We start from the raw sequence: 6014 nt of genomic DNA, 5'->3' as shown, positions 1-6014 counted from the left end.
AACACCGACCCGAACACCGGAAACACCCTCGACAACCCCACACCCATCCCGACCCGCTGCGAACCCTGACCGGAGAACAACACCGCCAACCGGCCGTCGTCGACCGTCCCGGTCTCGATCTCGTCCCCGAGCAGCACCGCACGATGGGCGAACCGGGCGCGGCCGGTGGCGAGGGTCCATGCCACGTCGGCCGGATTCAGCGACGCGTCCTCGGCGACGTACGCCCGCAGTCGCCGGATCTGCTGGTGAAGCGCCTCCGGGTGGCGTGCGGAGAGCAGCCACGGGGTGAACGGAGCCGCCGGCCGCTCCGGCTCCGGCACGCGCTCGGCCTGCTCCAGCACGACGTGCGCGTTGGTGCCGCTGATGCCGAAGGAGGAGACCGCGGCGCGGACCGGGCGATCCGGCAGGGCGAACGGCGCCGCGGCCGCGGCGATCCGTACCGCCCCGGCGTCCCAGTCCACGTGCGGCGACGGTTCGTCCACGTGCAGCGTCCGGGGCAGCACACCGTGCCGCATGGCGAGGACCATCTTGATCACCCCGGCCACACCCGCGGCGGCCTGGGTGTGCCCCAGATTCGACTTGACCGACCCGAGCCACAGCGGCGACTCGCGATCCTGGCCGTAGGTCGCCAGCAGCGCCTGCGCCTCGATCGGATCACCCAGCGTCGTCCCGGTGCCGTGCCCCTCGACCGCGTCGACCTCGGACGGTGAGAGACCGGCGTCCGCGAGCGCGGCCCGGATCACCCGCTGCTGGGCCGGCCCGTTCGGAGCGGTCAGACCGTTGGAGGCGCCGTCCTGGTTCACCGCCGAGCCTCGGACCACCGCGAGCACCTGGTGTCCGTTGCGGCGCGCGTCCGACAGCCGTTCCACCACCAGCACCCCGACGCCCTCGGACAGCGACGTGCCGTCGGCGGCGCCGGCGAACGATTTGCACCGCCCGTCCGGCGCCAGGTTCCGTTGCCGGGAGAACTCCAGGAATGTGCCGGGCAGCGACATCACCGACACGCCTCCGGCCAGTGCCAGCGAGCACTCCCCGTTCCGCAGTGCGGAGACCGCGAGGTGCAGGGCGACCAGCGACGACGAGCAGGCGGTGTCGACCGTCATGGCCGGCCCCTCCAGGCCGAGGGTGTACGACACCCGCCCGGAGATCACCCCCGCCGAGGCGCCGGTGGACAGGAAGCCGTCGACCGGCTCGCCGGAGCCGGAGAGCACCACGCCGTAGTCGTTGTACATCACGCCCGCGTAGACGCCGGTGTCGCTGCCGCGCAGGGTGTCCGGGTCGATGCCCGCCCGTTCCAGGGCCTCCCACGAGGTCTCCAGCAGCAGCCGCTGCTGCGGGTCCATGGCCAGCGCCTCGCGGGGCGAGATGCCGAAGAAGCCGGGGTCGAAGCGGGCCGCGTCGTAGAGGAAGCCGCCCCGGTCGACGTACGCGGTGCCGGGCCGGGTGTGGTCCGGGTCGTAGAGCGCGTCGAGGTCCCAGCCGCGGTCGTCCGGGAACGGGCCGATCCCGTCCCGCCCGTCGGCCAGCAGCCGCCACAGATCCTCCGGGTTCCGCACACCGCCGGGTAGCCGGCAGGCCATGCCGACGATGGCGATCGGCTCGTGGTCGTGCCGGACGGCCGCGACGGTGGCCACCGCGGCGTGCTTCCCGGAGAGCTGGGTCACCAGATGATCGGCCAGCGCCTGCGGGGTCGGGTGGTCGAACACCATCGTGGCCGGCAGCCGCAGCCCGGTCGCGGCGCTGAGCTGGTTGCGCAGGTCGAGGGAGGTGAGCGAGTCGAACCCGAGGTCCTTGAAGGTGCGGTCGGCGGGCAGTTGATCGGACCGGGTGTAGCCCAGCACCGAGGCGGCCCGGGCGGCCACCACCTCCAGGACCACCCCGGCCCAGCGGTCGACGGGCAGTTCGTCCAGCCGTTGTGCCAGCGACGAGCCGCCGACGGCCCGGCGGGCCCGGGTACGGACCAGGCCACGGAGCAGGTCCGGCGTCTCCCGGTCGCTCCGGCCGAATCCGGACAGGTCCAGCGGCACCGGCGCCAGCACCGGTTCGGCCGAGCGGACCGCGGCGTCGAAGAGGGCCAGCCCTTGGGCCGAGGACAGCTCGCCCATGCCGGTGCGGGCCATCCGGCTCAGCTGGGCGGCGTCCACCTCGGCGGTCATCGCGCTGCGTTGCGCCCACAGGCCCCAGGTGAGCGAGTGCGCGGGCAGCCCGGCGGACCGGCGGCGGACCGCGAGTGCGTCGAGCACAGCGTTGGCGGCCGCGTACGCGCCCTGCCCGGGACTGCCGAACACCGCCGCGGCCGAGGAGAACAGCACGAATGCCGTGAGGTCACCGGCCAGTTCGTGCAGGTGCAGGGCGGCGTCCACCTTCGGGCGGAGCACCGCGGCGACCCGTTCCGGGGTGAGCGTGGCGATGGTGGCGTCGTCCATCACCCCGGCGGTGTGCACGACGGCGTCCACCGGGTGGGCGGCGAGCAGCGCGGCCACCTGGTCCCGTTCCGCCATGTCGCAGGACACCACCGCCACGGTGGCGCCGGACTCGGTGAGTTCGTCGCGCAGCCGGGCCGCCCCGTCCGCGGCCGGGCCGCGCCGGCTGGTCAGCACCAGGTGCCGGACGCCCAGCGCGCTGACCAGATGCCGGGCGATCATCGCGCCCAGGGTGCCGGTGCCGCCGGTGATCAGCACGCTGCTGCCCGGGCCGAAGGGCGATTCCCCGGCGGCGTCCGAGTCGGCGACCCGGACCAGCCGGGGCGCGGTCACCGCCCCGTCGTGGATCGCGAGCACCGATTCGCCGGTGTCCAGCGCCGCCGCCACCAGATCGGCCGTGTCGTCGCCGGTCGCCGCCGGGTCGGTCGCCAGCAGGACGATCCGGTCCGGGTTCTCCGCCTGCGCGGAGCGGACCAGGCCGTGCACCGCCGCGCCGGCCAGGTCGTCCCGCCCGGTCACCACGACCAGGCGGGTGTCGGCGAGCCGTGGCTCGGCCAGCCATTCCTGAATGGTGGTCAGCACGGCGCCGACCTCGGCACCGGGCAGGAACACCGTGCCCGCGACGACTCCGGCCAGGTCCACCGCCGGGGCGCCGAACAGCGGCTCCGGCCCCAAAGTCTGCCAGTCGCCACGTTCGCCCCGGCCGGTGGGCAGCGGCGCGTGCTCCAGCCGGAACAGCGACTCGACGAACCCGGAGCGCCCCCTCAGGGCCTGTGGCGACACCGGCCGTACGGTCAGGGCCGCCACCGTCGCGACCGGGCCGCCGGTGTGGTCCGCGACCGTCAGGGCCACGCCGTCGGTGCCGGCCGGGGTGAACCGGACCCGCAGGCGCCGCGCGCCCGACCCGTGCAGCGTCACCCCGGTCCAGGAGAACGGCAGCCGGGGCGGGCCGTCCCCGGCGTCCGCGACGAGGGCGTGCAGGGCGGCGTCGAGCAGGGCCGGGTGCAGTCCGAACCGGTCGGCGTCGCCGTCGTCGGGCAGATCCACCTCGGCGTACGTCGCGTCACCGTGCCGCCAGGCGGCCCGCAGCCCCTGGAACAGCGGGCCGTACTGCAGGCCGAGCCCGGCCAGCCGGTCGTAGAGGTCACCGAGTTCCACCGGCTGAGCGCCCGCGGGCGGCCACGGGGTGAGCGGTTCACCGGGCGCGCGGGCCGTGCCGAGCATCCCGCTGGCGTGCCGGGTCCACATCCCGGCGGTGGCCTCGGCATCGCTCTGCCCGTGGATGCCGAGGACACGGCGCCCGTCGTCGTCCGGAGCCTCGACGGTGATCCGCAACCGCACCCCACCCTGCGCCGGTACGACCAGCGGGCTGGTGATGACGAGTTCCTCGACTTCCGGGCAGCCCACCTCGTCCCCGGCCCGGACGGCGAGTTCGACGAGTGCCGTGCCGGGCAGCAGCACGGTGTCCAGCACCGCGTGGTCGGCCAGCCACGGGTGGGTGTCCAGGCCGATCCGGCCGGTCAGCACCACCAGGTCCCGCTCCGGGACGGTGAGCGCGGCCCGGAGCAGCGGGTGGTCGACCGCCTCGATGCCGAGCCCACCGGCGTCCGCGGTGAGCGCCGAGCCGAGCTGCCAGTACCGCTGGTGCTGGAACGGGTAGGTCGGCAGTTCCACCGCCGGGGCCGGTGCGGGGCTGGTGAGGACGGCGGCCCCGCGGACGTACGCCTCGGCGAGCGAGAGCAGGAACCGCGGCAGGCCACCCTCGTCCCGGCGCAGCGAGCCGACCAGGGCGCTCGCCGACCCGGCCCGGTCGAGGATCTCGCGGACCCCCATGCCCAGAACCGGGTGTGGGCTGATCTCCACGAACACGTCGTGCCGGTCGGCGAGCAGCCGGTCGATCGCCTCCTCGAACCGGACGGTGCCGCGCAGGTTGTCGTACCAGTACTCGGCGCCGAGCCGGGCGCTGTCGACGGTCTCACCGGTCACCGTCGAGTAGAGCGGGATGTCCGGGCGGCGCGGCTCCACCTCGGCGAGGACGGACAGAAGCTCGTCCCGGATGGTCTCGACCTGCGCGGAGTGGGAGGCGTAGTCGACCGGGATCAGCTTCATCCGGACGCCGTCCGCCTCGCAGTCGGAGAGCAGTTCCCGCAACGCCCCGGGTTCACCGGCGACCACGGTGGCGGCTGGGCCGTTGACCGCGGCGACCGAGATCCGGCCGGTCCAGCGGGCGATCCGTGTCTCCACCGCGGTCCGGGCCTCGGCCACCGACGCCATCCCGCCGTGCCCGGCCAGCCCAGCGGCGATGGCCCGGCTGCGCAGGGTGACCACCCGGGCGCCGTCCTCCAGGGACAAGGCGCCGGCGACCACGGCCGCGGCGATCTCGCCCTGCGAGTGGCCGACCACGGCGGCCGGTTCGACGCCGTACGAGCGCCACAGCGCGGCGAGCGACACCATCACCGCGAAGAGCACCGGCTGCACCACGTCGACCCGGTCCAGCGACGGTGCGCCGGGCACTCCGCGGACCACGTCGTACAGCGACCAGTCGGTGAACTTGCCGACGGCCTGCGCGCACTCGTCCATCCGGGCGGCGAAGACCTCCGAGGCGGCGAGCAGATCGACGGCCATGCCGGCCCACTGGGAGCCCTGGCCGGGGAACATGAAGACGACCCTGGGTTCGTCCAGCGCGCGTCCGGCGGCCACCGCGGCGGCGGGTTCGGCGGCGGCGACCGCGGCGAGCCCGGCGGTCAGTTCGGCGGTTCCGGTGCCGACCACGACGGCCCGGTGTTCGAAGCGGGCCCGGGTGGCCAGGGCGGCGGCGACGTCGGCCGGGGCGGCCGGGTGGTCGCCGAGGTGGGCCGCCAGCCGGGCGGCCTGGTCCCGCAGCGCCTCGGGGGTACGCCCGGACAGCAGCCAGGTCACCGGGGTGGAGTCCGGCGGGGCCGCCCGCCCGGGACCGGCGGCCGGGGGCCCCTCCAGGATCACGTGGGCGTTGGTGCCGCTCACGCCGAACGACGAGATGCCGGCGCGGTGCGGTTCCGCGCCGCGCGGCCAGGCGACCGCCTCGGTCAGCAGCGCCACCGACCCCTCGGTCCAGTCGACGAGTTCGCTGGGGGCGTCCACGTGCAGTGTCTTCGGCAGCAGCTCGTGCCGCATGGCGAGGATCATCTTGATGATGCCGCCGACACCGGCCGCGGCCTGGGTGTGGCCCAGATTCGACTTGACCGAGCCGAGCCACAGCGGTGCTTCCCGGTTCTGGCCGTACGTGGCGAGCAGCGCCTGCGCCTCGATCGGGTCGCCGAGGGTGGTGCCGGTGCCGTGCGCCTCCACCACGTCGATCTGGTGCGCCGCCAGGCGGGCATTGGCGAGCGCGGCCCGGATCACCCGTTCCTGGGCGGGTCCGTTGGGGGCGGTCAGGCCGTTGGAAGCACCGTCCTGGTTCACCGCCGAACCACGAACCACCGCCAGAACCCGATGCCCCAGCCGCCGCGCGTCCGACAGCCGCTCCACCACCAGAACACCGACACCCTCGGAGAACCCGACCCCGTCAGCAGCAGCAGCGAACGACTTGCACCGGCCATCCGGCGACAGACC

At 74.7% G+C, this 6014-nt stretch carries 1 protein-coding gene and 1 pseudogene; both read right to left on the bottom strand.

Features of this window, described 5'->3' with window-relative positions:
- Positions 1 to 5933: type I polyketide synthase (locus AB0I88_RS40775; protein ID WP_361037590.1), on the bottom strand; the 5933-nt coding region annotated here is incomplete at its 3' end.
- Positions 5934 to 5957: 24 nt separating this feature from the next.
- Positions 5958 to 6011: pseudogene (locus AB0I88_RS40770) on the bottom strand (hypothetical protein); the annotation flags it as partial.
- Between the last annotated feature and the right edge of the window lie 3 nt (positions 6012 to 6014).

The sequence above is a fragment of the Actinoplanes sp. NPDC049802 genome (assembly GCF_040656595.1).
Taxonomy (GTDB): Bacteria; Actinomycetota; Actinomycetes; order Mycobacteriales; family Micromonosporaceae; genus Actinoplanes.
The sequence above is the reverse complement of the archived record's forward strand: the minus strand, read 5'-3'. Positions and strand labels throughout refer to the sequence as shown.